Origin of the sequence: Streptomyces sp. XY431 (genome assembly GCF_001279805.1) — a bacterium.
GTDB lineage: Bacteria > Actinomycetota > Actinomycetes > Streptomycetales > Streptomycetaceae > Kitasatospora > Kitasatospora purpeofusca.
This window is the reverse complement of the sequence record NZ_LGDO01000106.1, coordinates 1-24831: the sequence shown is the minus strand read 5'-3', so window position 1 is coordinate 24831 and position 24831 is coordinate 1. Positions and strand designations below refer to the sequence as shown.

Below are 24831 nucleotides of genomic sequence, written 5' to 3'. Positions count from 1 at the left end.
CCCCCGAAGCCCACGCCGACCCCGACGCCCACCCCGACGCCCGCCCCGACGCCGCCCGCGACCGTCCCGGCCGTGCCGGTGCCGACCCCGCCGCCGGTGCCGACGCCCGAGGTGCCGCTGCCGCCCGTGCCCGAGGTGGTGGTGCCGACGCCCACCGTGACGCCGAGCCTGCCGACCCAGCCGCCCACGGCCGTCCCGACCCCGCCAGCGCCGACCGACTTCTGGGCCGACGACCTGCCGGTGGTCAGGTCGTCGCACAACCGGGTGCCGCCGCCGCGGCCGAGCATCCGGGAGAACGGCAGCGACTGGTTCTGGCAGCGGGAGAGCGTCTCGGTCGCCGGCGCCGAGCACCGGCACGGCATCAGCGTGCACGCGCCCGCGGCCACGGTGGTCGACCTCAACCGGAGCTGCACGTCCTTCGACGCGGTGGCCGGGATGGACGACCTGACCCTCGCCGTCGGCGGGGTGGTCTTCTCGGTCCAGGGCGGCGACGGGCGGACGCTGTGGAGCTCGCGCACGCTGCGGGCGGGCGACCCGGCGGTGCCGGTCCATGTGCCGCTCGGCGGGCAGACCTCGATCCGGCTGGTGGTGGCGCCGGCGAACGGCATCTGGTCGGCGCTGAACATCGCCGACTGGGCCGAGGCCCGCTTCAGGTGCGTCTGAAGCGGGCCCCAGGAGCGGAGGTCCGCCCGGTGCGGGGCGGGCCTCCGGGTCAGACGGCGCAGGAGCCGTCCGCGCACGCCTCGCCGGCCGGGGCGACCTGCACCGGGGCCGGCCGGCGCTCGCCGATCTCGGTGGCGACCTGCTCCAGCACCTGGCGGAAGGTCTCGGCCTCCTGGCCGCCCTGGACGGCCCACTTGCCCTCGAAGACGAAGGTCGGCACGGCGGTGATGCCGATCTCGCGGGCCTCGGCCAGCTGGGCGCGCACCTCGTCGGCGCCCTCCTCGCCGGCCAGGTAGGCCGTCACCCGGTCGCGGTCCAGGCCCGCGGCGACGGCGACCTCGGTGAGCGCGGTGCGGTCGCCGACGTCCACGCCGTCGCTGAAGTGCGCCTTGAGCAGGGCCTCCTTGAGCCGGCCCTGGACGGCCGCGCCGTACTCGGTCTCGGCGAGGTGCAGCAGCCGGTGCCCGAGGAAGGTGTTGGCGTGCAGGGCGGCGTCGAAGTCGTAGCCGATGCCCTCGGCCCGGCCCAGCTCGGCGACCCGGGCGTCCATCGCGACGGACTGCGGTCCGTAACGCTCGGCCAGCCACTCACGGTGCGGGCTGGCCGTGGCCGGGGCGTCCGGCACCAGCTGGTACGGCCGGTAGACCACCTCGACGTTCTCCTTGCCCGCGAAGCCGTCGAGCGCCTGCTCGAAGCGGCGCTTGCCGATGTAGCACCAGGGGCAGGCGATGTCGGAGTAGATCTCGACCTTCATGACGGGGGCTCCAGAGGGGGTGGGGACGGGGTCCGAGATGGATGAACGATGAACCATCTCGGGACATTCCCGGCGTTCGCTCAGGCCTCCGGAGGGGCGGGGACGATCAGGACCGGGCAGGCCGCGTGGTGGACCAGGGCGCCGCTGACCGAGCCCAGCAGGAGCCGGGCGAAGCCGCCGTTGCCCCGGGTGCCGGCCACCACGGTGTGCTGCCGGGCCGAGGAGGCGAGCAGGACCTCGATCACATTGCCGAGCACCACGTGCAGGGACATCTCGGCGGTGCAGGGGTGGGCGCGGGCCCGCTGGACGGCCACCACCGCTCGGCGCAGGCCGTCCGCCATCGACTCGACCAGGGTCTCCACGCTCTCCTGGACCAGTTCGGCCATCCCCGGCGGGTAGCCGGTGGGCGCCGGGTTGACGACGGCGAGCACGTACAGCGGCAGGCCGTGGGCCTCGGCCTCGGTCATCGCCCGGTCCAGAGCCCAGAGCGAGCCGTCCGAGCCGTCGCAGGCCGCGAGCACCCCGGGCGGGCGGTTCGTCGGGAGCCGCCCGAGCACCGAGAGCACGACGGGGACGGACGGGTCGGGACCGGCACTGGTCACCACGGCCTCCGGGCGGGGGAAGGGGACGGGATGCTCGCCATGATCGCCGCCCGGTGCCGCCCCGTGCCCGAGCCGCGCCGGGAGCCTCGGGAGCGCCGGGAGCGGGGCCGCGCGGGTGCGCGGGGTCGGGCGGCCGCGCCGGGGTCAGGAGAGGCGGGGCGGGGACAGGGCGGGGTGGACGGGGTGCGGGAGGCCGGTCCAGCAGGCGCCGTGGCGGCGGGCGCGGACGCGGCGGAGCCAGAGCTCGGTGGCGACCAGGTCGGCGAGACCCGCCAGGGCGGCGGGCGACAGCGGGGCCGCCGGGTCGGCGGCGCGGTCGAGCGCGGCCCGGACGGCGGGGAGGTCGATCAGCCCGGCCTCGGCGAGCAGCGGCGCGTCGAAGAGTTCGGCCAGGCCGTCGGCGGCGAGCCGCAGGCCCGCCCGGACGGCGAGGGCGCGGTCGGGGCGCGGGCCGCGGCCCCAGTCGGGCGGCAGGTCGGTGCGGCCGGCGCCGGCCAGCACGGCGTGCAGCAGCGCGTGCCGGGCGCCGGGCTGGAGCCGGACCTCGTCCGGGAGCAGCCGGGCGGCCCGCACCACCTGGTTGTCGAGGAAGGGCGCGTGCAGGCGCTGGCCCGGCTGTTCGGTGGCGTGCACCAGCGTGCGGAAGCCGCGCGCGTGCCGGTGCAGGGCGTGCCGGGCCCGGTACGCGCCGGGGTTGTCCCCGGGCGCCGGTTCGCGCGCCGCCAGCCGCAGCCGCAGTGCGACCGCGGAGAGCGCCTCGTCGGACAGCCAGCGGGCGGCGGGCCCCGGGACCACCCAGGCGAGGTCGTCCGCCGAGCGCGCTCCGGCCGTGCCGGCGCCGTCGGGCGTCCGGCGGAGGGTCAGCCGCACGGCGGCGTCGTCGAGCGCGTCCGGGTAGCGGATCCGGGCCAGCCGGTGGGCGGCGCGCAGCACGGTGAGCGGGGTCCGCAGCGCGCCGGTCAGGACGCCGGCGGCCGCCCGGTCGGCGCCCGCCAGCGCGGCCACCGGGGAGAGGAGTTCGCGGGAGCGGCCGGCCCGGACCAGGTCGGCCAGCCGGGCCGGGTGCCCGTCCAGGACCTGCCGGGCGCCGTGGCCGGTGAGGTGGTCGGTGCCGCCCGCCCCGAACCGGGCCTCGGCCCAGGCCGCGGTGACCAGTTCGGGACCGGGCTCGTCGGTGAGCGGCCCGGCGGTCGGATCGGCGCGCAGGTCCGCGTACGGGAGGGTGTCGGGGCCGGGGGCGAGCACGGTGCGGCGCAGTCGCGGGACGTCCGGGGCGAGCACCGGGACGGCGGGGGCGGTCCCGGTGGCCTCGCCGAAGGTGACGGCGGCGACGGGTTCGGAAGCGGTGCGCGGCCGGGCGGCGGCGCGGGCCCAGGAGCCCTTCACCGCCCCGGTCCGGGCCGGGCCGGCGGACCCGGGGGCGGATCCGGATCCGGACCCGGGCGTGGCGTCCGACCCGGAGCCGGACTCCTCGGGCGGCGGTCCGGTCTGCGCCGGGACGGCCCGGTAAGGCCCGGACGGATAGGGTGCCACCGCGCCGGCCGGGCCAGCCGGACCGGCCGGTCCGGCGGCGGGCGGCACCGCGGCGGCGAGCAGCGCGACGGTGGCGGAGGCCGTCCCGTAGGAGAGGTCGACCCCGAGCCTGGCCCGCCCGGACGGACCGGCCGGCAGCGGGGCCGGACCGGCCGGGCTGGTGCGGACCCGGAACCGGACCGACTCCAGCAGCGCCCGGGTCAGCTCCCGGACCGCCGCCGCCTCGCCGCGCCCCGGCACCCCCTCGGCGCCCGGCCCGTCGTACCCCGTGAGGTACGGCCGCCCGCCGCGGACCGCGAGCGCGTGCCCGGGCGGCACCCGCCGCACCCCGAGGTAGGGGGTGCCGGTGCCGAGCGCCTCGGGCGCCTCGGGGCAGGCGAGCCGGGCGGCCAGGTGGCCGGTGTCCAGCGGTGCCCCGACCAGGTCGGCGAGCGGCAGGGCCGCCGTGGCGTACGCGGTGCCGTCGCCCCAGGGGGTGTGGAAGACCGGCCGGGCCCCGGCCAGGTCGGTGAGCAGCACGGTGGAGCGGGTGCCGCTGCGCAGCACCACGGTGTAGCTGCCGGGCCAGCCGGTGAGGTGGCGGACGGCGCCGCCGCGGGCGGCGGCCAGGCCGGCGGCGAGTTCGGCGTCGGTGGCGCCGCAGTGGCCGAGCACGGCGAGCCGGAGGGTGGCGGGGCTCGCCTCGAAGGGGTCGGGCGCGGTGGCTCCGGTGGTGACCACGGCGGCGGCCCCGGGCCGCAGGGTGGCCAGACGGATCTCCTCGGGCCTCCAGTCGCCGACCGCCCAGAGCGGGTCGGGACCGGTCCACAGGGTGCGCGCGGCGATCGGGGCCACGGCTCCGGGCGGCTCGTGCGCCGGTGCGCCCGGCCGGGGCGCGCCCGTGCACCAGCCCGTCAGCCACCGCATCGCGCCTCCACCGGACGAGGATCTGCACCGCTCGGCGGGTCCGGATCCGCAGCCCGCGTCCGGCGCGCCGTCAGAGGACATGGTGCCACCGGTTGTGCGTCCGGTGACCGGAGTTGTCGTTTCCGGTGCGCGGGCGGGGCTGTTGCCGTAGGGCGGGTCCGCCGGACCACGCCGGGCGTACGGCGGTGACGGTGCGGGGTTTCGAACACCCGGACGAGCCGTTCCACCGGAGCGGCCCGGGCCTTCCCCTCCCCGGCCCGGACCGCCCCGTGGGTCGCCCTGTCATGGCCATCGCGAGATGGCCGAAAGGCGTCGCTCGGCCCGGGAGGGCATCCGCATGCCCTCCCGGACGTCGCCGCCGCCCGCGGGGATGAAGGCGGCGGCATCCCCCGGCCCGCCGGGTCCTCGACGGCGGGCCGACCCACGACCACCAGCGAATCGCCGACCAGCCGGTCGGGCCAGGGGGCACGGCCGGGCGCACATCGACACGGGACCGGAGCACGGCGCTCCGGCGCGCCGCCGGGAGACCGCCGGGCGGCCGGATCCCGGCGGTCCTGGCCAACTTCGCGACCCGCCCGCCGCCCGGCGCCGGGCGCGCGATCCCGCCATCCGGAATGCGGCCTCTTAACCCTCGGAACGCGTCCGACTACTCTAGGTACAGCAGCTTCGGCCCGGTGCCGCCCGGGCCCCGCGCACAAGGCCGCAGGAGGTGCCGCCGCCACCATGACCGTCAGCCCACGAGGACCGAACGAACGGCTCGGCACGCTCCTGACCCTGGCGCAGATCAGCAACGCGGGTCTGGCCCGCCGGGTCAACGACCTCGGCGCGCAGCGCGGGTTGACGCTCCGGTACGACAAGACCTCGGTGGCCCGCTGGGTCAGCAAGGGCATGGTGCCGCAGGGCCCCGTGCCGCACCTGATCGCCACCGCGATCGGCGGCAAGCTCGGCCGGCCCGTGCCGCTGGAGGAGATCGGCCTCGGCGACACCGACCCGGCGCCCGAACTCGGCCTGGCCTTCCCGCGCGAGGTCCCCGACGCGGTCCGGTCCGCCACCGACCTCTGGCGGGTCGACCTCGACCTGCGCCGCGGTCCCGGCGGCGGCCGCTGGAGCGACAGCCTGGCCGGCACCTTCTCGGTCGCCGCCTACGCGACCCCGGTCTCGCGCTGGCTGATCAACCCGGCCGACGGCTCGGTGGCACGAGAACTGCCGCGCGCCCCGGCCGAGTCGGGCTCGTACCGGGTCGGCCACTCGGACGCCGCCAAACTCCGCGAGGCCGCCCAGGAGGCCCGCCGCTGGGACTCCAAGTACGGCGGCGGGGACTGGCGTTCGTCGATGGTGCCGGAGTGCCTGCGGGTCGAGGCGGCGCCGCTGCTGCTCGCCTCGTACAGCGACGCGGTGGGCCGGGCGCTGTTCGGCGCGACGGCCGAACTCACCCGGCTGGCCGGGTGGATGGCCTTCGACACCGGACAGCACGAGGCCGCCCAGCGCTACTACATCCAGGCCCTGCGGCTCGCCCGGGCCGCCGCGGACGTCCCGCTCGGGGGCTATGTGCTGGCCTCGATGAGCCTGCAGGCCGGCTACCGGGGCTTCGCCGAGGAGGCCGTGGACCTCGCCCAGGCCGCGCTGGAGCGCAACCGGGGCCTGGCCACCGCCCGGACGATGAGCTTCTTCCACCTGGTCGAGGCCCGGGCCCAGGCCAAGGCCCGGAACGCGGCGGCGTGCGCGACGGCGCTCGGGGCGGCGGAGAGCGCGCTGGAGCGGGCGCGCGCCGGGGATCCCGATCCGGCGTGGATCGACTTCTACGCCTACGACCGGCTCGCCGCGGACGCCGCCGAGTGCTTCCGCGACCTCGGGGTGCCCTCCAAGGTCCGCCAGTTCACCCGGGAGGCGCTGGCCCGCCCCACCGAGGGGTTCGTGCGCTCGCACGGCCTGCGGCTGGTGGTCTCCGCGATGGCCGAGGCCGAGGCGGGCAACCTGGACGCGGCGGTCGCGGCCGGCGAGCGCGCCGTCGACGTGGCCGGGCGGATCTCCTCCCAGCGCAGCCGCGAGTACGTGGTGGAGATGCTGCGCCGGCTGGAGCCCTTCCAGGGCGAGCGCCGGGTCCGCGACCTGACCGAACGCGCCCGCGCGGTGATCGTCGCCCCGGCCTGACCGGCGGCACCCCCGCCGGACTCCGGGCGAACCCCTGACGGACACCGCGAGCCCCCGGCGTCGCCCGGCCGAAACGCCCCCGGGCCCCCTCGACCGGCCCCCGCCGTCGTGGCAGCATCGCGGACGGACGGGGGCGGTCGGACGAGGCGAGGAGCGGGCCGTGCGGTACGACGTCGACGTACTGGTGGTGGGGGGCGGGATCGTCGGGCTGGCCACGGCCCACGCGCTGACGGGCGCCCGCCCCGGACTCCGGCTCACCCTGCTGGAGAAGGAACCCGGCCTGGCCGCCCACCAGACCGGCCGCAACAGCGGGGTGATCCACAGCGGCGTCTACTACCGGCCGGGCTCGCTCAAGGCCAGGTACGCGGTGGCCGGCGCCGCCGAGATGGTGGAGTTCTGCCGTACCCACGGCATCCCGCACGAGGTCACCGGCAAGCTGATCGTCGCCACCGGGCCGGCCGAACTCGACCGGCTGCGCGCGCTGGCCGAACGCGGCCGGGCCAACGGCATCCCGGTCACCGAACTGGACCGCCGGGGCATCGCCGAGTACGAGCCGCAGGTCACCGGTGTCGCCGGCCTGCACATCGGGAGCACCGGCATCTGCGACTTCCCCGCCGTCGCCGCCACCTACGCGCGCCTCGCCCGCGAGGCCGGGGCGGAGATCCGCACCGGCACCGAACTGCGTGCGATCGCCCGACGGGCCGACGGCGTCACCGTGCAGACCTCGACCGGGGAGCTCCGCTGCCAGGTCCTGGTGAACTGCGCGGGCCTGCACAGCGACCGGATCGCCCGGCTGGCGGGCGACGACCCCGGCCTGCGGATCGTGCCCTTCCGCGGCGAGTACTACGAACTGGTCAAGGAGCGCCGGGAGCTGGTCCGCGGACTGGTCTACCCCGTGCCCGACCCGGCGTTCCCGTTCCTGGGCGTCCACCTGACCCGGGGCGTGCACGGCGATGTGCACGTCGGCCCGAACGCGGTGCCCGCGCTGGCCCGCGAGGGCTACGACTGGCGCACCGTCCGCGCCCGCGACCTGGCCGGCACCGCGGCCTTCCCCGGCACCTGGCGGATCGCCCGCCGGCACTGGCGCTACGAGGTGGGCGAGCTGCACCGCTCGCTGTCCAAGCGGGCGTTCACCTCGGCCGTCCAACGGCTGCTGCCGGCCGTCGTCCCGGCCGACCTGGTCCGGGCCACCGCCGGGGTCCGCGCCCAGGCGGTCGCCAGGGACGGCTCGCTGCTGGACGACTTCGCCTTCGCCGGCTTCGACCCCGACGACCCGCGCTCCACCCGCCGCCTGGTGCACGTGCTGAACGCGCCCTCCCCGGCCGCGACGGCCTCGCTGCCGATCGGCCGGGAGGTGGCCCGCCGGGCGCTCGCCGCACTGGACGCGGGCGGACGGTGAGGACGGCCCGCGGGGGCGGGCCCGCGCGGACGGTGAGGGCGGGCCCGGCCGGCCGCGGCGGCGGACGTGGGGCCCGTCACAGCGCCCCCGGCCCCCGCCCGGCGGCCCCGTAGACTCGGTTGATTGTGACTGCCACCGCCCCGATCCCCCAGCCCTCGCCCTCCGCCCGGCTCTCCGCGGCCCCCGCCGCCTACCCGGCGCCGATGTACCCGCACAAGGCCACCGAGGCCCAGCACAGCGAGCGGCGCATCCGCAGCTTCCAGCCGCGCCGGGGCCGGATGACCAACGCCCAGGCGGGCGCACTGGACCGGAGCTGGGAGACCTACGGCATCGCGATCGACGGCACCCCGCTCGACCTGCCCACGCTCTTCGACGGCCTGCCGGTCACCCTGGAGATCGGCTTCGGCATGGGCGAGACCACCGCCGCGATGGCCGCCGCCGACCCCGCCATGGGCATCCTGGCCGCCGACGTCCACACCCCCGGCCACGGCAACCTGCTCGGCATGCTGGAGCGCGACGGCAGCACCAACGTCCGCCCCGCCGCCGGTGACGCCGTGATCCTGCTGCGCGACATGCTCCAGGACGCCTCGCTGGCCGGTCTGCGGGTCTACTTCGCCGACCCGTGGCCCAAGCCGAAGCACCACAAGCGGCGGCTGGTCCAGCCGTCCTTCCTGGACCTGGTCCTCCCCCGGCTGGCACCCGGCGCGCTGGTGCACTGCGCCACCGACTGGGAGCCCTACGCCGAGCAGATGCTCGCCGTGCTGTCCGCCTCCCCGGAGCTGGAGAACCTCCACCCCGAGGGTGACGGCACCGGCTGGACCGAACCGGCGGACCACCCGGACGGCTCCGTCCCGGGTTACGCGCCGCGACCGGACTGGCGCCCGGTCACCAAGTTCGAACGGGCCGGCATCGCCAAGGGCCACGTGGTGCACGACCTGCTGTTCCGCCGCCGCTGACGCCGCGCCGGGCGTTCGACCCGGCGCGCCCGCACGGGCCCCGACGCCGCCGGCGGGCGCGTCCGGGGCGGACGGTTCCCCCCGACTCCGCCCGGCCGCCCGGCGGCTTGGCCTACCCTGTGCCGGGTGAGCACCCCGTCCGGCGATGGGTACCACATCACCGTGCGGGCCGCCGACGACCGAGAGACGCCCACGCCCACCGCCGACACCCGGACCATCCCGGGGCCGCGGAGGCGCCGGGCCCAGCGGTTCGTGCCCCGGCCGGGCCGCGCCGACCCCCAGGACCCCGGCACGCGCCGGGACGGCCCGACGGCGCCCGGACCGGCCCCCGGCGGCCGCCGCACACTGCGCCCGGCCGCCTTCTCCGCGGTGACCGCGACGGCCGTACTGACCCTGGCCGGCTGCGGGGTGCTGATCCTCCACCTGGTCCGCCGCCAGACCGGCACCGCCGGACTGCTGGTCGGCCTCGGGCTGGCGATGGTCCCGCTGCCCTTCGTGCTCGGCGGGCTCGCCTGGCTCAACCAGACCGCCCGGGTGCCGCTGCGGCACACCGTGTTCTGCCTCGGCTGGGGCGCCTGCGCCGCCACCACCGTGGCCATCCTCGCCAACGGCTGGACCAGCACCTATCTGAGCACCCACCAGGGCAGCCTCGGCGAGGCGCTGGGCGCCGACCTGGTCACCCCGGTGATCGAGGAGAGCGCCAAGGGCGCCGCCCTGCTCGTCCTGCTGCTGCCGATCGGCCGACGGCTGCGCTGCCCGGCCGGGCCCGGCGGCCGCCCCTGCGCCGACGTGCTGCGCCGGCTGCCGGGACCCCGGCAGCCGCGCGGGTACGAGCGCCGGCTCGCCGGACCGCACGCCCGCGGCCGGCTGCGGCTGCGCCCCTACCCGCGCCCGCTGCCGCACCCGCCGGCCGCACCCGCCGCGGGCCCCGGCGGACGGCCGCCCACCGGCCACCGGCGGGCCAGGTCCCGGCCGCGCACCCTGGCCGCCGGGGTGGTCCTCGGCGGGATCACCGCCTGCGGCTTCGCCTTCACCGAGAACGCGCTCTACCTGGGGCGGGCGTTCACCGACGACCAGCAGCAGCGGCTGGACAGCATCGGCCTCGGCGAGGCGCCCAGCCTGCGGGACTTCGACAGCACCGTGCAGACCTTCGTCCTGCGCGGCCTGCTCTCGCCGTTCGCCCATCCGCTGTTCACCGCGCTGACCGGGCTCGGCCTGGCGGTCACCCTCACCACCGGGCGCCGCCGGCTGGCCCGGCTGGCGGCGCCGACCGGGCTGGTCCTGTCGATGGCCCTGCACGGGACCTGGAACGCCGCCGCCGACCTCGGCACCCACGGCTTCCTGCTGGTGTACGCGGTGCTGATGGTGCCCTGCTTCGCGGCGCTGGTCTGCTTCTCCGCCTGGGCCCGGTCACGGGCCGCCCGGCACCCCGGACGGGCCGGGCCGCCGACGCCGCGGGCCCGGGCCGGCCTGCGGACCGCCGCCCGCCTCGGACGGCGCTTCGCCGCCCGGCTCGGAGGGTGGCTCGGGGGGCCTGCCGGGGGCCCGTGAGGAACGGATTTCCCATCCGGGCGATCTCCCCGTATTGTTGTGTTCACCGACGCCGCTGGGCTCATAACCCAGAGGTCGCAGGTTCAAATCCTGTCCCCGCTACTCAGTAGCAACGAAGGCCCGGAGGACTCGTCCTCCGGGCCTTCGTCGTTCCCCGGGGCAGGCGCGTTCCCGGGCCCTTGACCGCGGGCGGCCCGGCGGCGGCCCGCGGCGTCGGCGGTCCGGACGGCGGGCGTCCGCTCCGGGCCACGGTCCTGCCACGGAGCGGTAACAGCACCCAGGGGCAAGATCGACCCGCCGGGGCCGACGATCATACTGAGGGAAAAGACGACTCCTTCGGATGCGGACCGTCGCGCCGAGTTAGGACACACACTCATGCTGTCGAAGCGCCTTGCCAGCACCACCGCGATCGGCCTGCTGCTCGTGGCCGGGGCGACCGCCTGCGGCGACAACGACAAGCCCGCCGCCGCCGACAAGGCCGCTGCCGGCAAGGCCGCCGCCGCGCCGGGGCTGGACACCGAGAAGCTCACCGCCGAGGAGATCCAGCAGCAGGCCAAGGACGCCCTGGCCGGCGCCACCTCGGTCAAGGTCGTGGGCACCGTCAACAAGGACAGCGACCAGGTCGCCGTCGACCTGGCGGTGGACACCAAGGGCCAGTGCAAGGGCACCCTGAGCCTGCCGGGCACGGGCAAGTTCGAGCTCCTCGGCGACGGCAAGCAGGTCTACCTGAAGCCCGACACGGCGTTCCTGACCAGCGCCACCGAGGGGAAGAACCCCCAGGTCGTCGAACTCCTCAAGGGCCGCTGGATCGGCGGCGCGCAGGACGACCCGGACATGAAGGAGCTCACCACCGCCTGCAACCTGAAGGAGCTCACCAAGACCTTCGGCGCCGGCGACGACAGCAAGGCCACCAACATCACCAAGGGCTCGGCCGGCACCGTCAACGGCGCGAAGACCTTCAGCGTCAAGTCGAAGAACAGCTCCGGCGGCGAGGTCACCCTGCACGTCGCCACCGAGGGCAAGCCGTACCCGCTGCGGATCGAGAAGAGCGGCAAGGGCGGCGGCCAGATGGACTTCACCGACATCGACAAGGCGCTGACCGTCCAGGCCCCGCCGGCCGACCAGGTGATCGACTACTCGCTGTTCAAGGACAAGGTGCAGGCCGCCTGATCCGGCGGCGATAAATCCGTTGCCCTCCCTCCGGGGCGCTGCCTAAAGTGGCGGCACACTGAAAGGAGGTGATCCTGAGTTGAGTTCCATCAGGATGTGTGAGGTGGCTGCTCGCTAGAGCCGCCCTTGCCTGTGCAGGGTGGGGCCCATGGTCCCCGGCAGGCGAAATTCCCAGCAGTCACCCGGCCCGCGGGCTCACCGGTACATCCACGGTGCCTCGGCGCCAGGCCCCTCGCGGGTCCGGCACCGAGGAGCAGCCCGCGGGCCGTCTGCGTTCCCGGGCGGGTTTCCGCGACCGCCCGGAGGGCATCCCCGCTAGGAGTCGGCTGGCCCCGGCACGGAGCCGGCGCCTAGAGTCGGCGCGCGCTCCGCAGGGGCGGGGTGCGGGCACTGGGGGTGTGGGCGATGGCGACACGGCGGACCGGCGGTACGGCGGCGGTGCGGACGGCTCGACGGGCCGCGGTCGGAGCGCTGCCGGGCGTGGGCCTGCTGGGGCTGGTGCTGTTCTCGCTGGGGCGGCCGCACCCGTGGCAGGCGCTCGGCGGCGGACTCGTGGTGGCCTGCGCGGCGACCCTGGTCGGCGGGGCGCTGGGGTTCCTGTTCGGGGTGCCCCGGGTACGCGCCGGTGCGGCGGGCGCCGAACCGCACGGCTCCTACGTGCCCAACACCAACCTCGAACAGGTCTCGGACTGGCTCACCAAGGTGCTGCTGGGCGTGGGCCTGACCCAGCTCGGCTCGATCGGCGAGCGGCTCGACCAGCTCGGCTCGACCCTCGCCCCGGTCCTCGGCGGGGGCGCGGACGCCTCGCCGTTCGCCGCCGCGCTCGTCCTCTACTTCGTGCTGCTCGGCTTCCTGGCCGGCTGGCTGCTGACCCGGCTGGCGCTGCCCCGGGTGCTCTCGGACGCGGACCGGGCGCTGGACCTCTTCCTGGCCGGGCAGGACCGGGACCGCAAGGGCGACCGGGTCGGCGCGGACGACCTGCGGATGCGGGCGATGCAGCACCTGGGCCTGGTGGGCACCAGCACCGGCAAGCCCGACGACCTGCCCGGGTCGATGCTGCCGACGGACCCCGCGGGCGGGTCGGAGGGGCTGGTGGCCGAGGTCCGGTCGACGGCCCGGCGTTCGGCGCTGACGGCCGCGCAGGTGCGGGAGCTGTTCGCGGACGGCTCGGAGGGACGGCGGGTCCAGGCGCTGGCGCTGATGCAGGGCGATCCGGCATTGGGCGACCTGCCGAGCGTGCTGGAGGCGATCGAGCACCCGCGCTCCGGGTTCGAGCAGTACCACGCGCTGCTGGCGGCGCGCGGGCTGCTGTCCCGGCTGCCGGCCGAGGAGACCCCACGGCTGCGGGAGGCGGTGGCGGGCCGGCTGATGGCGCCGGACGGGATCCCCTACGGCTCGGACCGCAGCTGGCTGGCGGAGAAGATCCTCTCCCGGCTGGAGCCGGTGGTGTTCCTGCCGCAGCAGCAGGGCGGGCCGGCGGCGGGCGGGAACGGGGCGGGCGCCGGGAAGGGGACGGACGCACCGGTGGCGGAGGCCGGGGAACCGCGGGCCTGAGACGGCGGGTGCCGGGCCGACCCGGAAGCCGGCCGCAGGACCTGGCGGGACCCGACGCGGCTCAGAGGGCGAAGCGGAGTTCCGGCCGGTCCCAGCCGATCGGCGGGCGGGCCGGGAAGGTGCCGACCCGTTCGGCGCCCATCCGCAGGTAGAAGGCCTCCGCCGGCGGGTGGGAGACCACCCGGATACCGCCGCCGAGGCCGAGGGCGCGGGCCCGGTCGAGCAGGTGGGCGATGAGCCGGCGGCCGACGCCGAGGCCCTGGGCCAGGTCGGCGACGAACATCAGGTCGAGCTCGGCCGGTTCGGTGATCAGCGCGTAGAAGCCGAGCAGGTCGCCGTCGGCGGCACGCACGGCGAGGTGGACCTCGTGCCGGGCGAGGTACTCGGGGGTGACCCGGTACCCGGCGATCATCTGCGCGTACGCCCCGCGGTAGGCGGAGCAGTCATGGATCAGGGCGGTGAGCCGGTCGGCGTCCGTGGCCGCGGCCGGCATGATCAGGATCTCGGTCACGGGCTCCGAGTATAGGGATGAACTGGCATTTCAACCATTACCGGTTTGCCGCTCCGGACGGCCGGCCCGGCGCAGCACGAGCATCCGGCGGGGGCGGCCGCCCTCGGTAGCCGGTGGGAGGATCCGGATCTCGCTGGCGATCCGGCGCTCGCCGAGCCGGTGCCGGACGGTGTCGAGGTGGCCGGCCCGGCGGCCCGTGCCGTCGAACAGCGGATGGACCCGGACCTCGCCGGTGGGCGCGGTGACCCGGACCAGCTCGGTCAGCGCGGCCAGCTGCCGCTCGGGCCCGAAGAGCGCGGGATAGGCGAACACCAGGTAGCCGCTGAGGGTGAGGGCGAAGGTGCCGTCCGCGAACGGGAGCCGGGGCAGCGCGGCGGCGACGTACTGCCCGGGGTGGGCCGCGCGGTCGGCCGCGAAGAGCCGGCGGGCCCGGTCCCAGCTGCGCAGGTAGCGCTCGGGCGGGCGGTGGCGGCGGGGCGGGTAGAGCTCGGGACGGGCGTCCATCGCGGCGGCCATGGCCGTCCGGGCGGCCAGCGCGCGGGCCGCGATCTCGTCGGTGGGCCGGGCGTACACCGGGTCGGTGGCGATGACCCGGCAACCGAGCGTGCGGGCCTCGGCGGCCAGGGCGGCGGCTCCGCCGGGGCAGTCGAGCAGCGGGCCCCGGAGGGCGGCGAGCGCGGCCCGGGTGAGGCCGAAGAGGCCGCAGTACTCGTCCAGCGGACGGGAGGTCACCAGGGCGGCGGCCGGGGCGGGGGAGGTTCGGTCGGCCATCGCGGCCATCCGAACACGGCCCGCCGGGGGCCGCATCCGCAGACGGCCGGCCGAGGATCGGCCGGCCGGGGACGGGACGGGGAGGAGACGGGGCGGGGACGGGCAGTGGGGTCGGGTCGGTGGGTCGGCGGTTCAGCGGCCGAGCAGGCCCCGGGCGGCGAGCCGGTTGACGTCGGTCAGACCGCGCACCAGCTGCGGGGTGACGAAGAGGAACAGCAGGCCGACCAGGCAGACGCCCGCGATCTGCAGCGGCGACTCGATGTAGTAGACGTGATGGCCGGACCCGTTGGTGAAGTCGAAGAGCCGGTAGCCGGGCCAGTCCGTGTAACGCGGGAACACCCAGTGGTAGACGGGGTAGAGCGCGAGCGTCCAGCCGACGCAGAGGAAGACCAGCGACAGCGTCATGCTGAGGATCGCCCACGGGAACATCACCACCTGGTACAGCACGGCCTTCCAGCCGGCTGCGTCCGCCAGCCGGGCGGTGATGGCGCCCCAGAAGCCGGGGCGGGGCCGGACCGGCTCCGGCCCGGGGACGTCCAGGGCCAGCAGGCCGCGGACCCGGGCCCGCTCCAGCCGGCCGAAGCCCCGGGCCGCGGTGGTCAGACCGGCCAGGATCGGCAGGCCGAGCACCGTCACGAAGGTGCCGAGGCCCAGCGAGAACAGCGTCACGGCGGTGACGAAGCCGACGATCGCCATCGGCAGACCGGTCAGCGTGTAGCCGACCTCCCGGTAGAAGTAGGAGCTGAACGGGGCCCGCCAGGCGTACGGCGGCTCCTCGGTGCGGTGGACGGCGCCGGGTCGGTGGTCGTCGGCGTCGTCCTTGGCGTACCCGGTGCGGCCGTCGTACGCCTCGTGCTCGCTGCGCTGCATGGTGTGGGTGCTCATGGCCGGGTCACGGTCCCTCGGGTCGGTCGCGGTTCGGACTCGTCGGGCGTCTCCCGCCGACCTCTGAAGCCTGTCAAAACGCGGGTCCGCCGGACATCCGGTTCCCCGGCGAACCGGGGGTGGGGTTATCCCCCCTTTACGGCGCTCCCGGCCGGCGGGTCGTCGGCGAGCAGGGCGTACTGCTGGGCGTCGCGCCAGCCGTCCGGGCCCCGGTAGTCGTGCCGGACCCGTCCCTCCAGCCGGAAGCCCGCCCGCACCAGTACCCGGATCGAGGCGGCGTTGTCGACGTCCACCCGGGCCTCCAGCCGGTGCACGCCGAGCGGGCCGAAGGCGAAGTCGCGCAGCAGGGCGACCAGCTCGCCCGCGTAGCCGGAACCCCAGACGTCGCGGCGCAGCGCGTAGCCGATCGTGGCGGCCCCGTACGGGACGAGCCCGAGCGCGGCGTTGCCGATCGGGACGGCGCGGGCCGGGTCGTCGGCGTCGGCACGGCGGGTGACGGCGAGCCGGTAGACCTCCCGGTGCTCCTTCTCGGCCTCCTCGACGAACTGGGCGACCTGGTCGGCGCAGGTCTCCAGGTCGCGCGGGGCGAACGGGAGGTAGCGGGTGGCCTCCGGGTCGCCGAACACGGCGTGCAGCGCGGCCACGTCCTCGGGGGTGTGGTGGAACTCGCGAACGGCAAGCCGGGGGCCGGTGAGTCGAACGGGGACCATGGCTCCCGACCCTACCCGCGACCAGCGGTTACGGTTCGTGGTTATGGAAGACGAAGACCTGCGGCTCGCCCCGCGCACCAAGGCCGCCGAGCTGCTCGCCTGGGCGGAGGCGGAGGGCCGGGAGCCGGTCGCCGAGAGCCCGCTGCGAGCGGTGCTGGCGCTGTTGGAGCTGGGCGAGGGCAGGATGCACGACGGCTGGCCCGAACCGACCTCCGCCGCGGTGGAGCACCTGCTGTACGAGCGCCTGTACCTGTACGTCCAGCCGGAGCCGGGCCAGGACCCGCTGGCGTACGGCGCTGCGGTGCGGCTGCTGATCGACCACCGGCGGGCGGCGAAGCGGCTGAACGCCAAGCGGCAGGAGCGGCTGCACGCGGAGGCCGAGTGGCAGGGCGAGGTCGCGGCCGGGCTGCTGCGCCGGGCGGACCTGGTGACCTGGCCCCGGCTGTACACCCTGCTGCTGCGCGCGGCCGGGGTGGACACCGCCGACGGGGAGGCGGTGCGGGCCTGGCTGGAGGGGTTCCGGGAGCTGCCGGAGGAGGAGCGGCTGGCGGCGTTCGCGGCGCTGGAGGCGGACGGCGTGCTGGACCCGGTGGACGACGGGGGCTGGGAGGCCGGCGGCCGGACCCTGGCGGTCGGGATGGCCACGGACGGCGCGCGACGGCTGCTGGAGCAGGGGCTGATGCGGCGCAGCTACCGGAACCTGGCCGAGCTGACGGCGCTGGGCCGGCCGATGCCGGAGGAGCTCGCCGGGGACTTCGGGGCGTTCGAGGAGGCGGCGGCGCTGGTGGCGCTGGAGCTGGCCGGCACCTGGACGGTGCCGGGGCTGCCGGAGCTGCTGGTGGCGGAGTTCCCGGAGCTGGCGCCGGAGCCGGGGCCGGCGGAGATCGACGCCTATCTGGCCGGGCTGGACGCGGCCTGGGCGGAGGAGGAGGCGGAGCCGGCGGACGGGGAGTGGCCGGCGGAGGCCGAGGAGCCGACGGACGGCGACGAGCGGGCGCCGGAGTAGGCCCGGCACACGGCGAGGGGCCCCGGCCGGTGCGGCCGGGGCCCCTCGTGCTGTTCGGGGGGAGGCGGGGTCAGGGGGTGACGCCGCGCTGCTCGAACCAGGTCTCCGGGTCGACCGGGGCGCCGCCGCCGGGGCGGACCTCGACGTGCAGGTGGGCGCCGGTGACGTTGCCGGTCGCGCCGACCTTGCCGATCTGCTGGCCGGGGAGGACCTTGCCGGAGCCCTTGATGATCGAGGAGAGGTGGCAGTACCAGATCTCGGTGCCGTCGGGCAGGGTCTCGACGATCCGGTAGCCGTAGGCGCCGGCCCAGCCGGCCGAGGTGATGGTGCCCTGGCCGACCGCGTAGACGGGTTCGCCCTGGTCGGCGGCGAAGTCCAGGCCGGTGTGCAGGTGGGCCCAGTAGCGCGCGCTCTGGCCGTAGTGGGCGGAGAGCCGGTAGTCGCGCACCGGCAGCTTGATGGCCGCGAGCTTGGCCTTCTCGGCCTCCTCGGCGGTGCGCCTGGCCTGCTCCTGCTGGGCGACCTGGGCGGCACGCTTGGCCTCGGCCTCCTGCGCGGCCTGGACCCGGGCGGTCTCCTCGGCCGCGGTGCGCTGGCTGTCGGCCTGCTGCTGGATCCGGGCGGCGAGCGCGAGGCCGGGGTCGGCGGAGAGCGCGACCGGGGTCTCGTCGGGGGTCTCCACGGCGGGCGCGGCGGCGGGGGTGGCGGAGGCGAAGCCGGTCGCGCCCAGGGTGGCGGCGACGGCGGTGACGCCGAGCAGCGGCGCGGTGCCGCGGGTCTGACGGGGCATCCGGTGCCGGCTGGTGTCGGCGGCCGGCGGGGCGCTCTCGTCGGCGGGGCCGCCGAAGGGGCCGTGGCCGGCGAACGGGCCCGGATGGTCGAGCAGCTGGGTGCCGGTGGAGGACCCGGCCGGGTGTGCCTGGGTGTGCGTCGACGCCACGGAGGCGCGCTCCTTTCCTTCCTTCGCGCCTACCGGGTTAGCTGACGGGTTCGGAGCAGGAAGGTCTCCTACGGCTGAGCCTGGGCGGTGCCCTGGCCCGACCGATTCACCCCAAGGAACATGGTTCCCCGGCTCCCATGACCTGCCCGGAGGCCGGCCGGCGGGATTAGGCGACGGCGCACGGTGCCGTCTGGGTACGGCGTTGCGGACCGCGCTGCGTTATCAAACGTTAATCCGAGAGTCCCTCGATTCCAAGCCATCCGTTGGTGACGACCGGACACGGATCGGACGCTACGCGGCTGGATGGGCGTTTTGTGACGTTTGATGACAGCTGACACTACCGAACGTGAGAGGACGTCAACGAACGGGGTCCCATCTGAGTACGACTACTCATGTGCGGCCGGAATCGCGCGGCCATTCTGGGCGCCATGAGCGCACCGATGCAGTCACGCACCACCGCCGCCTACTACATCCAGGCCGTCCTGTCCTTCGCCCTCTCCGGCACCGCCCTCGGCTTCGGGATCGCCTTCCTCCCGGTCGAACCGTGGACCAGGGCCTTCCTCGCCGTCGGCCTGCTCTGGACGGTCACCTCCGCATTCACCCTGGCCAAGGTGGTCCGGGACCGGCAGGAGACCACCGACCTCGTCACCAGGGTCGACCAGGCCCGGCTGGACAAGCTGCTGACCGAGCACGACCCGTTCAAGGTGGAGGGAGTCTGACCGGCGGGGCGGAGGGGGCCGGCCGGCCCGGGCGCGGACCACCGCCCGAGAGAGCTTGACGGCTAAGGCTATTAGCCTTAGCTTTATGGCTATCAGCGCTCGCCGAAGACCCGCCCCGAGGAGGCTCCCATGAACGGCACCATCGCCCCCGCCACCCGCTACCTCGACCTTCCCGGTGGCCGGATCGCCTTCGACGACACCGGGCACGGCGACGGCGCCCCCGTCGTCCTGCTCCCCGGGATGCTCGACAGCCGGGCCGCGTACCGCCACCTGCGCCCGCTGCTGACCGCCGCCGGCCGCCGGGTGATCACCATGGACCTGCGCGGCTTCGGCGAGTCCTCGATCCTCTGGGAGGACTACTCCCCCGCCGCGATCGCCGGCGACGTCCTCGCCCTGCTGGACCACCTGGGCATCGACCGGGCCGTGCTGGCGGGCAGCTCCTACACCGGCGCCAGCGTGGTCAGGGCCGCCGGGGACGCCCCCGGGCGGGTCGCCGGGATCGTCCTGCTGGACGCCTTCATCGAGAACGTGCCGCCGACCGCCCTGCAGCGGGCGGTGGTCCGCGCGATGGGCGCCCTGGTGGTGCGCTCGCCCGCGTTCTGGGGGCTCTACCTGCGCAAGGCCGCCTTCCCCGGCCCCAAGCCCGCCGACCACGAGGAGTACGTGGCCGGGCTGGTCTCCGCGCTGCGCACCCCGGGCCGGCGGACCGCCACCCGCGGCCATGTCCGCGGCGACGCCTCGCCCGTCGGCTGGACCTCGGCCGTGCGCTGCCCGGCGCTGGTGGTGATGGGTTCCAAGGACCCCGACTTCGGTGACCCGGAGCTGGTCGCCGACCGGCAGGCCGCCGCGCTCGGGGCGCGCAAGGTGATGGTCGAGGGCGCCGGGCACTACCCGATGGCCGACCACCCGGAGGCCACCGCCGACGCCCTGCTGGGCTTCCTCGCCGAGCTGGCCTGAGGCCGCGCGCCGTCCGCGCCGTCCCGCCCGCCGCCGCCCCCGTCCGCCGACCCACCACACCCACCAGGAGACCCGCGATGCCCCGAGTCGGACTCACCCCCGAGCAGGTCGTCGACCACGCCCTCGCCATCGTCGACGAGCAGGGCCCCGAGGCCCTCACCCTGGCCGCCGTCGCCGCCCGCGCCAAGGTCGCCACCCCGTCCCTCTACAAGCACGTCAGCGGCGGACTGACCGAACTGCGCCGGCTGATCGCCGTCCGGGTCACCGAGGAGCTGGCCGACCGGCTCGCCGAGGCGGCGCTCGGCCGGAGCGGGGACGAGGCGGTCGCCGCCGTCCTGCGGGCCTACCACGCGTACGCCACCGAGCGCCCGCACCGGTACGCCGCGCTGCCGCAGGCCCCGCGGCCGGACGAGGACCTGACCACCGCGGCCGCCCGACTGGTCGGGGTGATCGTCGCGGTGCTCCGCGGGTACGGGCTGGAGGGCTCCGAGGCGATCCACGCGGCCCGCACCTTCCGCTCGCTGGCCCACGGCTTCGCCGCGCTGTCGACGGCCGGCGCCTTCCAGCTCGCCGAGGACCTCGGGGAGACCCAGGAGCGGATGATCACCGTACTGACCGCCGGGCTGCGCGGCTGGCCCCGCTGAGCCCGGACGGGGCGGACGGGCGCAGACGGGCACCGGACGAGCGCGAACGGGCCCGGAGCCGGCGGAGGCACCGGCCGAGACGGTGCAGGCAGGGGCGGGAACGCCGAAGGGCCCGGAGCATGCTGCTCCGGGCCCTTCGGACTGGTGTGGGGCTAACAGGACTTGAACCTGTGGCCTCTTCCTTATCAGGGAAGCGCTCTAACCGTCTGAGCTATAGCCCCGCGCCGTACGACCCGCCACCCCGGGGGCGGCACGTCGTACGGAGAAGGGTACCGGACCCGGCGGGGACCCACGCACATCAGGCGGCCCGGCCGCCCCGGGGCACACCGTTCGACTCTCCCCTCACCGGATTAAGAAATAAGGTATTAAGAATTAACTGCCCCATAAGGCACCCGAGAGGCCGGCCATCCCGTGGACCCGCGCAGCAGCCCCACCGCGCGCAGTGCCATGCGCTGCGTCCGCTTATTGCTGGGCTGCACCGGCGCCACCGAACTGCTCGGCACCGTCCTCGCCGAGGGCCCGAGCTGGATCACCGGTGAGGGCTCGGCGCTCTACCTGCTGGACTCCACCGGGATGCTCCGGCTCACGGCCTCCCACGGCCTGCCCGACTGGGCCCACGAGCGCTACAGCGTGGTCGATCCGGCCGGGGACCTGCCCGCCGCGATGGCACTGCGGCTGCGCCGCCCCTATCTGCTGAGCCCCGAACGCACCAGCGCCGACTATCCGAACCGGAACGCCGGGATGGGCACCGGGATGGTCGCCGTCGCCACCCTGCCGATGGTCGTCGACACGCGGCCGCTGGGCGTCCTCGCCCTGGCGCTCGCCCATCGGGGGACCGTCCCCCGGCGCGACCTGGACGTGCTGGAGACCCTCGCGGACGCCTGCGGGCACCGGCTCGGGTACCTGCTGGAGCACGCCAGGGCCGGCACCGGGGCAGTCGGCGGACCGGACCGGACCGCGGGACACCCGGGGCACGGGGAGGACTCGGGACGCGGGGAGCACTCGGGGCACGAGGGTCGCTCGGACCGGGGTGCGGCGGACGGGGTGCGCTCCGGCTCGTGCGCCGGCGCCGGCGATCCGGCCACCGCGACGGCCCACTCGATGCTCTCGCTCGCCGTCCGGGCCTCCGGGCACGGGGCCTTCGAGCGCGACCTGGTCACCGGCGAGACCCACTGGGACGCCCAGGCCCTCCGGCTGGTCGGCCGGCCGGCGCCGGAGGGCGGCGGCACCTCCCCCGCGCCCACCCTGGACCTCGTGGTCCACCCCGAGGACCTCCCGGACGTCCAGGCCGCCATGGCCGAGGCGCTCGCCACCGGCGGCCCGTACCGGATCCGCTACCGGGTGCCGCGCCGGCGCGGCGGGGTGATCCGGATCGAGGAGACCGGCGAGGTGATGCTGGACGTGCACCGCCGCCCGGTGCGGATCGCCGGCCTGATCGCCGACCTCGACCACGGCCGGGCCCCCGGCGAACGCCCGCCCGGGGAAGGACCGCCCGGCAGGCGGTCCCCGGCCCCGTCCGCCCCGGGCGAGGAGCCCGCCGGCAGCGCCGAGGGCGCCTCCGCCGCCGGGGCCCGGTCGGCGCTGCTGCTGGCGCTCACCCGGGCACTGTCCCGGGCGGTCACCGTCCGGGACGTCACCACGGCCGTCACCGACATCTGCCGGCCGGCCTTCGGAGCGGCGGGCATCGTGCTGGACCTGGTCGACGAGGGCCGGCTGCTGCCCGTCTCGCACACCGTCTACGGGGGCGAGCGGCGCACCGAGCTGACCCGGCTGGCCGACCTCTCGGAGGGCGTGATGCAGCGCGCCCTGGCCCGGTCGGCCCCGCTGTTCAGCGAGCCGGCCCGGCGCAGGCGCGGGCACGGACGCGGTCCGGAGCAGCCGGTGGGAGCCGCCGGCGGGTCCGGTGGCGGGACAGGCAGCGGGGAGGGCAGTGGAGAGGGCGGCGGGACCGGCAGTCCGCTCGCCCCGGCCGCGTGGGCGGTGCTGCCCCTGATCGCCTCCGGCCGGCAGGTCGGCTCCTGTCTGATCACCTTCGCCACCGAGCGCGCGTTCGGGCGCGAGGACCGCACCCTCTACTCCTCGTTCGCGGGCATCCTGGCCCAGTCGCTGGAGCGGGCCCGGCTCTACGACACCCACCACCACCGGGCGACCGAGCTGCAGCGCGCGATGCTGCCGCGCACCCTGCCCCGACTGCCCGGGATCGCCAGCGCCGCCCGCTACCTGCCGAGCACCGAGGGCATGCAGATCGGCGGCGACTGGTACGACCTGCTGCGGCTGCCGGACGGCCGGATCGGGCTGGTGATCGGGGACGTCCAGGGCCACAACGCCGAGGCCACGGCGGTGATGGGGCAGTTGCGCAGCGGACTGCGGGCGTACGCGACCGACGGGCACGACCCGGCCGCCACACTCGCCCGGACCAGCCGGCTGCTGACCGAGCTGGACACCGAGCTGTTCGCCACCTGCCTGTACCTGACCCTCGACCCGGCCGACGGCACCCTGCGGGCGGCCCGCGCCGGGCACCCGGCGCCGGTCCGGGTCACCGCGGACGCCCGGGCGGTGGAGCTGGACCTGCCCGGCGGCCCGCCGCTGGGCGTGGCCCCCGAGCGGCCGTACCCGCTGGCGGTCGAGTACCTGCCGCCCGGCGAGACGCTGCTCGCCTACACCGACGGCCTGGTGGAGGACCGCGAGGAGGACTACGACGAGTCGGTGCACCGGATGCTCGGCGGGCTGGAGCTGTGGGCGCGCAACGCCGGGCCGGTCCGGGTCGAGCCGGGGCCGGACCTGGAAAAGCTGGCCGATCTGCTCACCCTGAACGTGACCGAGCGGCGTTCGCGTCCGGACGACGTCGCGTTGCTGCTGTTGCACCGCCTGTCGGCTGTGCACCAGCGGGGCTGACGGGACACCGGTCGACTGCCCACGGACAGTCCGATCGCATCCGAACCAGTGCGGACCGGCGCGGTATTGACGGGATATCGATGAGATCCGGTCACCTGGCGAGATCCGGTCGCACCTTCATAGGATCATCGCCCTAGAATTCGCCGCGTGACGATGACTCAGTGGTGCGCAACGGCAACAGGCGTGCTCGCCGCTCTCGCCCTGGTGGCCGCCGCCCGCTACCGCGCGGTATCCGCCACCCAGCGCCGTCGGGTCACCCAGCAGGAGCACGAGATCACCCGCCTCCGGGAACAGCTCTCGGCCGAACTCTCCCGCCGCGGCACCGAACTGGCCGCCGCCCAGCAGGACCACGAACTCAACGCCTCCACCCAGCGGGCCTTCCTCAGCGTGGCCCGCCGGATCCTCGTCATGGCGCACGACCAGCAGGCCCTGCTGGACGAGATGGAGCGCACCCACGACGACCCGACCCTGCTGGAGGGCCTGCTCAAGGCCGACCACGCGGCCGCCCAACAGGCCCGCCTCGCCCAGACGCTGGCCGTGCTCTGCGGAGCCAGGGCCGGCCGTCACTGGCCCGAGCCGGTCTCGCTGGAGGACGTCGTGCGCGGCGCCCAGTCGCGCATCCTGCCGTTCCAGCGGGTGATGATCCGCAGCCGGATCGAGACCGCCGTGGTCGGCGCAGCCGCCGAGGCGCTGATCCACGCCGTGGCCGAACTGCTGGACAACGCCACCCGCTACTCCCCGCCCAGCACCCAGGTGTACGTCACCCTGATGCCGGTGCACAACGGGGCCGTGATCGAGATCGACGACGGCGGTGTCGGGATGCCCGAACCCGCCGTCGAGAAGGCCGCCGACGCCCTGGCCGGCGGGTCCACGCTGGAGGTCTCCCGCCTCGGCGAGGTGCCCCAGCTCGGCCTGGCGGCGGTCGGCCGGCTCGCCGAGCAGTACGGGTTCCGGGTCACGATCGGCTCCGCGCCCTCGCCGTACGGTGGAGTGCGGGTCGTGGTGCTGCTGCCGAACGCGCTGCTCACCGAGCCGCTGCCGCCGACCGTGCCGGGCCTGGGCCGGGGCGACGCGGTGTTCGGGGGATCGGCCGCGCCCGCGCGGTCCGGGCCCCGGGGTCGGGCCGTCCCCCCGGCTTGGCCCGACCTGCCCGAGCCGGCGGCGTACCCGGACGCCGCGACGGCGTACCCGGACGTCCCGGCGGACCGCCCGCACGCGCCCTACGAGCCGCACGCACCGCACGTACCCCAGGACCCGTACCAGCCCTACCAGCCGTACACGCCGTACACGCCGTACACGCCGCAGGCACCGCACTCCCCGTACCCGCCGCACTCGGCGCACTCGGCGCAGGGGGTCCCGTACGACCTGGACGACCCGGCGCCGTACGACCCCGCGACGGCCACCGGCTACCCGCCCGTGTACCCGCCCGTCTCCGGCTACCCGACGGCCGGCGACGCACCGGACACCGCCCCGCCGCCGCTGCCCCGCCGGAGCCACCGCCGCGGCCGCGCCGCCACCCGGCACGCCGCCAACGCCGCCCCCACCCCGCCGCCG

At 76.1% G+C, this 24831-nt stretch carries 21 protein-coding genes, 1 tRNA gene and 1 riboswitch; of the genes, 13 read left to right on the top strand and 9 right to left on the bottom strand.

The window, feature by feature from the left end:
• Positions 1-663 (top strand): NPCBM/NEW2 domain-containing protein (locus ADK60_RS13935; RefSeq protein ID WP_199839663.1); only part of this gene is annotated, 663 nt, incomplete at its 5' end.
• A 49-nt stretch (positions 664-712) separates the two neighbouring features.
• Here ADK60_RS13935 and ADK60_RS13930 read toward each other — a convergent pair.
• The 3 genes from ADK60_RS13930 to ADK60_RS47615 form a co-directional block, all read right to left on the bottom strand.
• Positions 713-1417 carry a DsbA family oxidoreductase gene (locus ADK60_RS13930; RefSeq protein WP_053646059.1) on the bottom strand — a complete coding sequence of 235 codons (705 nt, stop codon included), beginning with the start codon at positions 1415-1417 and terminating at the stop codon, positions 713-715.
• Between the two features lie 80 nt (positions 1418-1497).
• Complete coding sequence (locus ADK60_RS13925; RefSeq protein ID WP_053646057.1) at positions 1498-2019, bottom strand: universal stress protein; 522 nt, start codon at positions 2017-2019, stop codon at positions 1498-1500.
• A 144-nt stretch (positions 2020-2163) separates the two neighbouring features.
• Complete coding sequence (locus tag ADK60_RS47615) at positions 2164-4458, bottom strand: asparagine synthase-related protein (RefSeq protein ID WP_053646055.1); 2295 nt, start codon at positions 4456-4458, stop codon at positions 2164-2166.
• Positions 4459-5181: 723 nt separating this feature from the next.
• Between ADK60_RS47615 and ADK60_RS13915 the strand changes: the two genes are divergently transcribed.
• The 6 genes from ADK60_RS13915 (at position 5182) to ADK60_RS13890 (ending at position 13239) form a co-directional block, all read left to right on the top strand.
• Positions 5182-6609, top strand: a complete 1428-nt coding sequence (locus tag ADK60_RS13915; RefSeq protein ID WP_030398588.1) for an NsdA family TPR-like regulatory protein — start codon at positions 5182-5184, stop codon at positions 6607-6609.
• A 160-nt stretch (positions 6610-6769) separates the two neighbouring features.
• Positions 6770-8008, top strand: coding sequence for an L-2-hydroxyglutarate dehydrogenase (lhgD, locus tag ADK60_RS13910; RefSeq protein ID WP_053646053.1), 1239 nt, complete (start codon positions 6770-6772; stop codon positions 8006-8008).
• Between the two features lie 125 nt (positions 8009-8133).
• Positions 8134-8964 carry a tRNA (guanosine(46)-N7)-methyltransferase TrmB gene (gene trmB / locus ADK60_RS13905; RefSeq protein WP_045943897.1) on the top strand — a complete coding sequence of 277 codons (831 nt, stop codon included), beginning with the start codon at positions 8134-8136 and terminating at the stop codon, positions 8962-8964.
• A gap of 126 nt (positions 8965-9090) precedes the next feature.
• Positions 9091-10515 carry a PrsW family intramembrane metalloprotease gene (locus ADK60_RS47610; protein WP_053646052.1) on the top strand — a complete coding sequence of 475 codons (1425 nt, stop codon included), beginning with the start codon at positions 9091-9093 and terminating at the stop codon, positions 10513-10515.
• A 375-nt stretch (positions 10516-10890) separates the two neighbouring features.
• Positions 10891-11685, top strand: a complete 795-nt coding sequence (locus tag ADK60_RS13895) for a hypothetical protein (protein ID WP_052709608.1) — start codon at positions 10891-10893, stop codon at positions 11683-11685.
• A gap of 405 nt (positions 11686-12090) precedes the next feature.
• A complete protein-coding gene (locus tag ADK60_RS13890; protein ID WP_159400431.1) occupies positions 12091-13239 on the top strand; it encodes a hypothetical protein in 1149 nt (382 codons plus the stop codon).
• 61 nt (positions 13240-13300) lie between these two features.
• Here ADK60_RS13890 and ADK60_RS13885 read toward each other — a convergent pair whose 3' ends face one another.
• The 4 genes from ADK60_RS13885 to ADK60_RS13870 form a co-directional block, all read right to left on the bottom strand.
• Complete coding sequence (locus tag ADK60_RS13885) at positions 13301-13750, bottom strand: GNAT family N-acetyltransferase (RefSeq protein WP_234371074.1); 450 nt, start codon at positions 13748-13750, stop codon at positions 13301-13303.
• Between the two features lie 30 nt (positions 13751-13780).
• Positions 13781-14521: a hypothetical protein gene (locus ADK60_RS13880; RefSeq protein ID WP_159400430.1), complete on the bottom strand. Its 741-nt coding sequence runs from the start codon at positions 14519-14521 to the stop codon at positions 13781-13783.
• A 132-nt stretch (positions 14522-14653) separates the two neighbouring features.
• On the bottom strand, positions 14654-15406 hold the full coding sequence (locus tag ADK60_RS13875) for a sensor domain-containing protein (RefSeq protein ID WP_052709610.1): 753 nt from the start codon (positions 15404-15406) through the stop codon (positions 14654-14656).
• A 125-nt stretch (positions 15407-15531) separates the two neighbouring features.
• Complete coding sequence (locus ADK60_RS13870; RefSeq protein WP_053646045.1) at positions 15532-16116, bottom strand: GNAT family N-acetyltransferase; 585 nt, start codon at positions 16114-16116, stop codon at positions 15532-15534.
• A gap of 43 nt (positions 16117-16159) precedes the next feature.
• Here ADK60_RS13870 and ADK60_RS13865 point away from each other — a divergent pair, with 43 nt between their 5' ends.
• Entirely contained in the window at positions 16160-17122 is a 963-nt protein-coding gene (locus ADK60_RS13865; RefSeq protein ID WP_053646043.1) for a hypothetical protein, read from the top strand.
• Between the two features lie 70 nt (positions 17123-17192).
• Here ADK60_RS13865 and ADK60_RS13860 read toward each other — a convergent pair whose 3' ends face one another.
• Positions 17193-18062, bottom strand: coding sequence for a M23 family metallopeptidase (locus tag ADK60_RS13860; RefSeq protein WP_053646041.1), 870 nt, complete (start codon positions 18060-18062; stop codon positions 17193-17195).
• Between the two features lie 12 nt (positions 18063-18074).
• A riboswitch (cyclic di-AMP (ydaO/yuaA leader) is annotated at positions 18075-18245 on the bottom strand.
• A gap of 245 nt (positions 18246-18490) precedes the next feature.
• On the opposite strand from ADK60_RS13860, the gene ADK60_RS13855 reads away from it, so the two are divergent.
• The 3 genes from ADK60_RS13855 (at position 18491) to ADK60_RS13845 (ending at position 20382) form a co-directional block, all read left to right on the top strand.
• The gene (locus ADK60_RS13855; RefSeq protein ID WP_045943908.1) at positions 18491-18781 is read left to right on the top strand and encodes a YiaA/YiaB family inner membrane protein; all 291 of its coding nucleotides are present in this window, start codon (positions 18491-18493) and stop codon (positions 18779-18781) included.
• A gap of 129 nt (positions 18782-18910) precedes the next feature.
• The gene (locus ADK60_RS13850) at positions 18911-19738 is read left to right on the top strand and encodes an alpha/beta fold hydrolase (RefSeq protein ID WP_053646038.1); all 828 of its coding nucleotides are present in this window, start codon (positions 18911-18913) and stop codon (positions 19736-19738) included.
• 77 nt (positions 19739-19815) lie between these two features.
• Positions 19816-20382 carry a TetR/AcrR family transcriptional regulator gene (locus ADK60_RS13845; protein ID WP_053646037.1) on the top strand — a complete coding sequence of 189 codons (567 nt, stop codon included), beginning with the start codon at positions 19816-19818 and terminating at the stop codon, positions 20380-20382.
• Positions 20383-20529: 147 nt separating this feature from the next.
• On the opposite strand, the gene ADK60_RS13840 is transcribed toward ADK60_RS13845, so the two are convergent.
• Positions 20530-20603, bottom strand: a tRNA-Ile gene (locus ADK60_RS13840).
• Between the two features lie 190 nt (positions 20604-20793).
• Between ADK60_RS13840 and ADK60_RS13835 the strand changes: the two genes are divergently transcribed.
• On the top strand, positions 20794-23277 hold the full coding sequence (locus ADK60_RS13835; protein ID WP_159400429.1) for a SpoIIE family protein phosphatase: 2484 nt from the start codon (positions 20794-20796) through the stop codon (positions 23275-23277).
• A 153-nt stretch (positions 23278-23430) separates the two neighbouring features.
• The coding region (locus ADK60_RS13830) for a sensor histidine kinase (RefSeq protein WP_234371075.1) at positions 23431-24831 on the top strand (1401 nt) is incomplete at its 3' end.

Excerpts from the sequence above, each read along its gene's own strand:
- ADK60_RS13930 (WP_053646059.1), bottom strand. The coding sequence starts at position 1,417 with ATGAAGGTCGAGATCTACTCCGACATCGCCTGCCCCTGGTGCTACATC.
- ADK60_RS47615 (WP_053646055.1), bottom strand. The coding sequence starts at position 4,458 with ATGCGGTGGCTGACGGGCTGGTGCACGGGCGCGCCCCGGCCGGGCGCA.
- ADK60_RS13915 (WP_030398588.1), top strand. The coding sequence starts at position 5,182 with ATGACCGTCAGCCCACGAGGACCGAACGAACGGCTCGGCACGCTCCTG.
- ADK60_RS13895 (WP_052709608.1), top strand. The coding sequence starts at position 10,891 with ATGCTGTCGAAGCGCCTTGCCAGCACCACCGCGATCGGCCTGCTGCTC.
- ADK60_RS13890 (WP_159400431.1), top strand. The coding sequence starts at position 12,091 with ATGGCGACACGGCGGACCGGCGGTACGGCGGCGGTGCGGACGGCTCGA.
- ADK60_RS13880 (WP_159400430.1), bottom strand. The coding sequence starts at position 14,521 with ATGGCCGACCGAACCTCCCCCGCCCCGGCCGCCGCCCTGGTGACCTCC.
- ADK60_RS13875 (WP_052709610.1), bottom strand. The coding sequence starts at position 15,406 with ATGAGCACCCACACCATGCAGCGCAGCGAGCACGAGGCGTACGACGGC.
- ADK60_RS13870 (WP_053646045.1), bottom strand. The coding sequence starts at position 16,116 with ATGGTCCCCGTTCGACTCACCGGCCCCCGGCTTGCCGTTCGCGAGTTC.
- ADK60_RS13865 (WP_053646043.1), top strand. The coding sequence starts at position 16,160 with ATGGAAGACGAAGACCTGCGGCTCGCCCCGCGCACCAAGGCCGCCGAG.
- ADK60_RS13855 (WP_045943908.1), top strand. The coding sequence starts at position 18,491 with ATGAGCGCACCGATGCAGTCACGCACCACCGCCGCCTACTACATCCAG.
- ADK60_RS13850 (WP_053646038.1), top strand. The coding sequence starts at position 18,911 with ATGAACGGCACCATCGCCCCCGCCACCCGCTACCTCGACCTTCCCGGT.
- ADK60_RS13845 (WP_053646037.1), top strand. The coding sequence starts at position 19,816 with ATGCCCCGAGTCGGACTCACCCCCGAGCAGGTCGTCGACCACGCCCTC.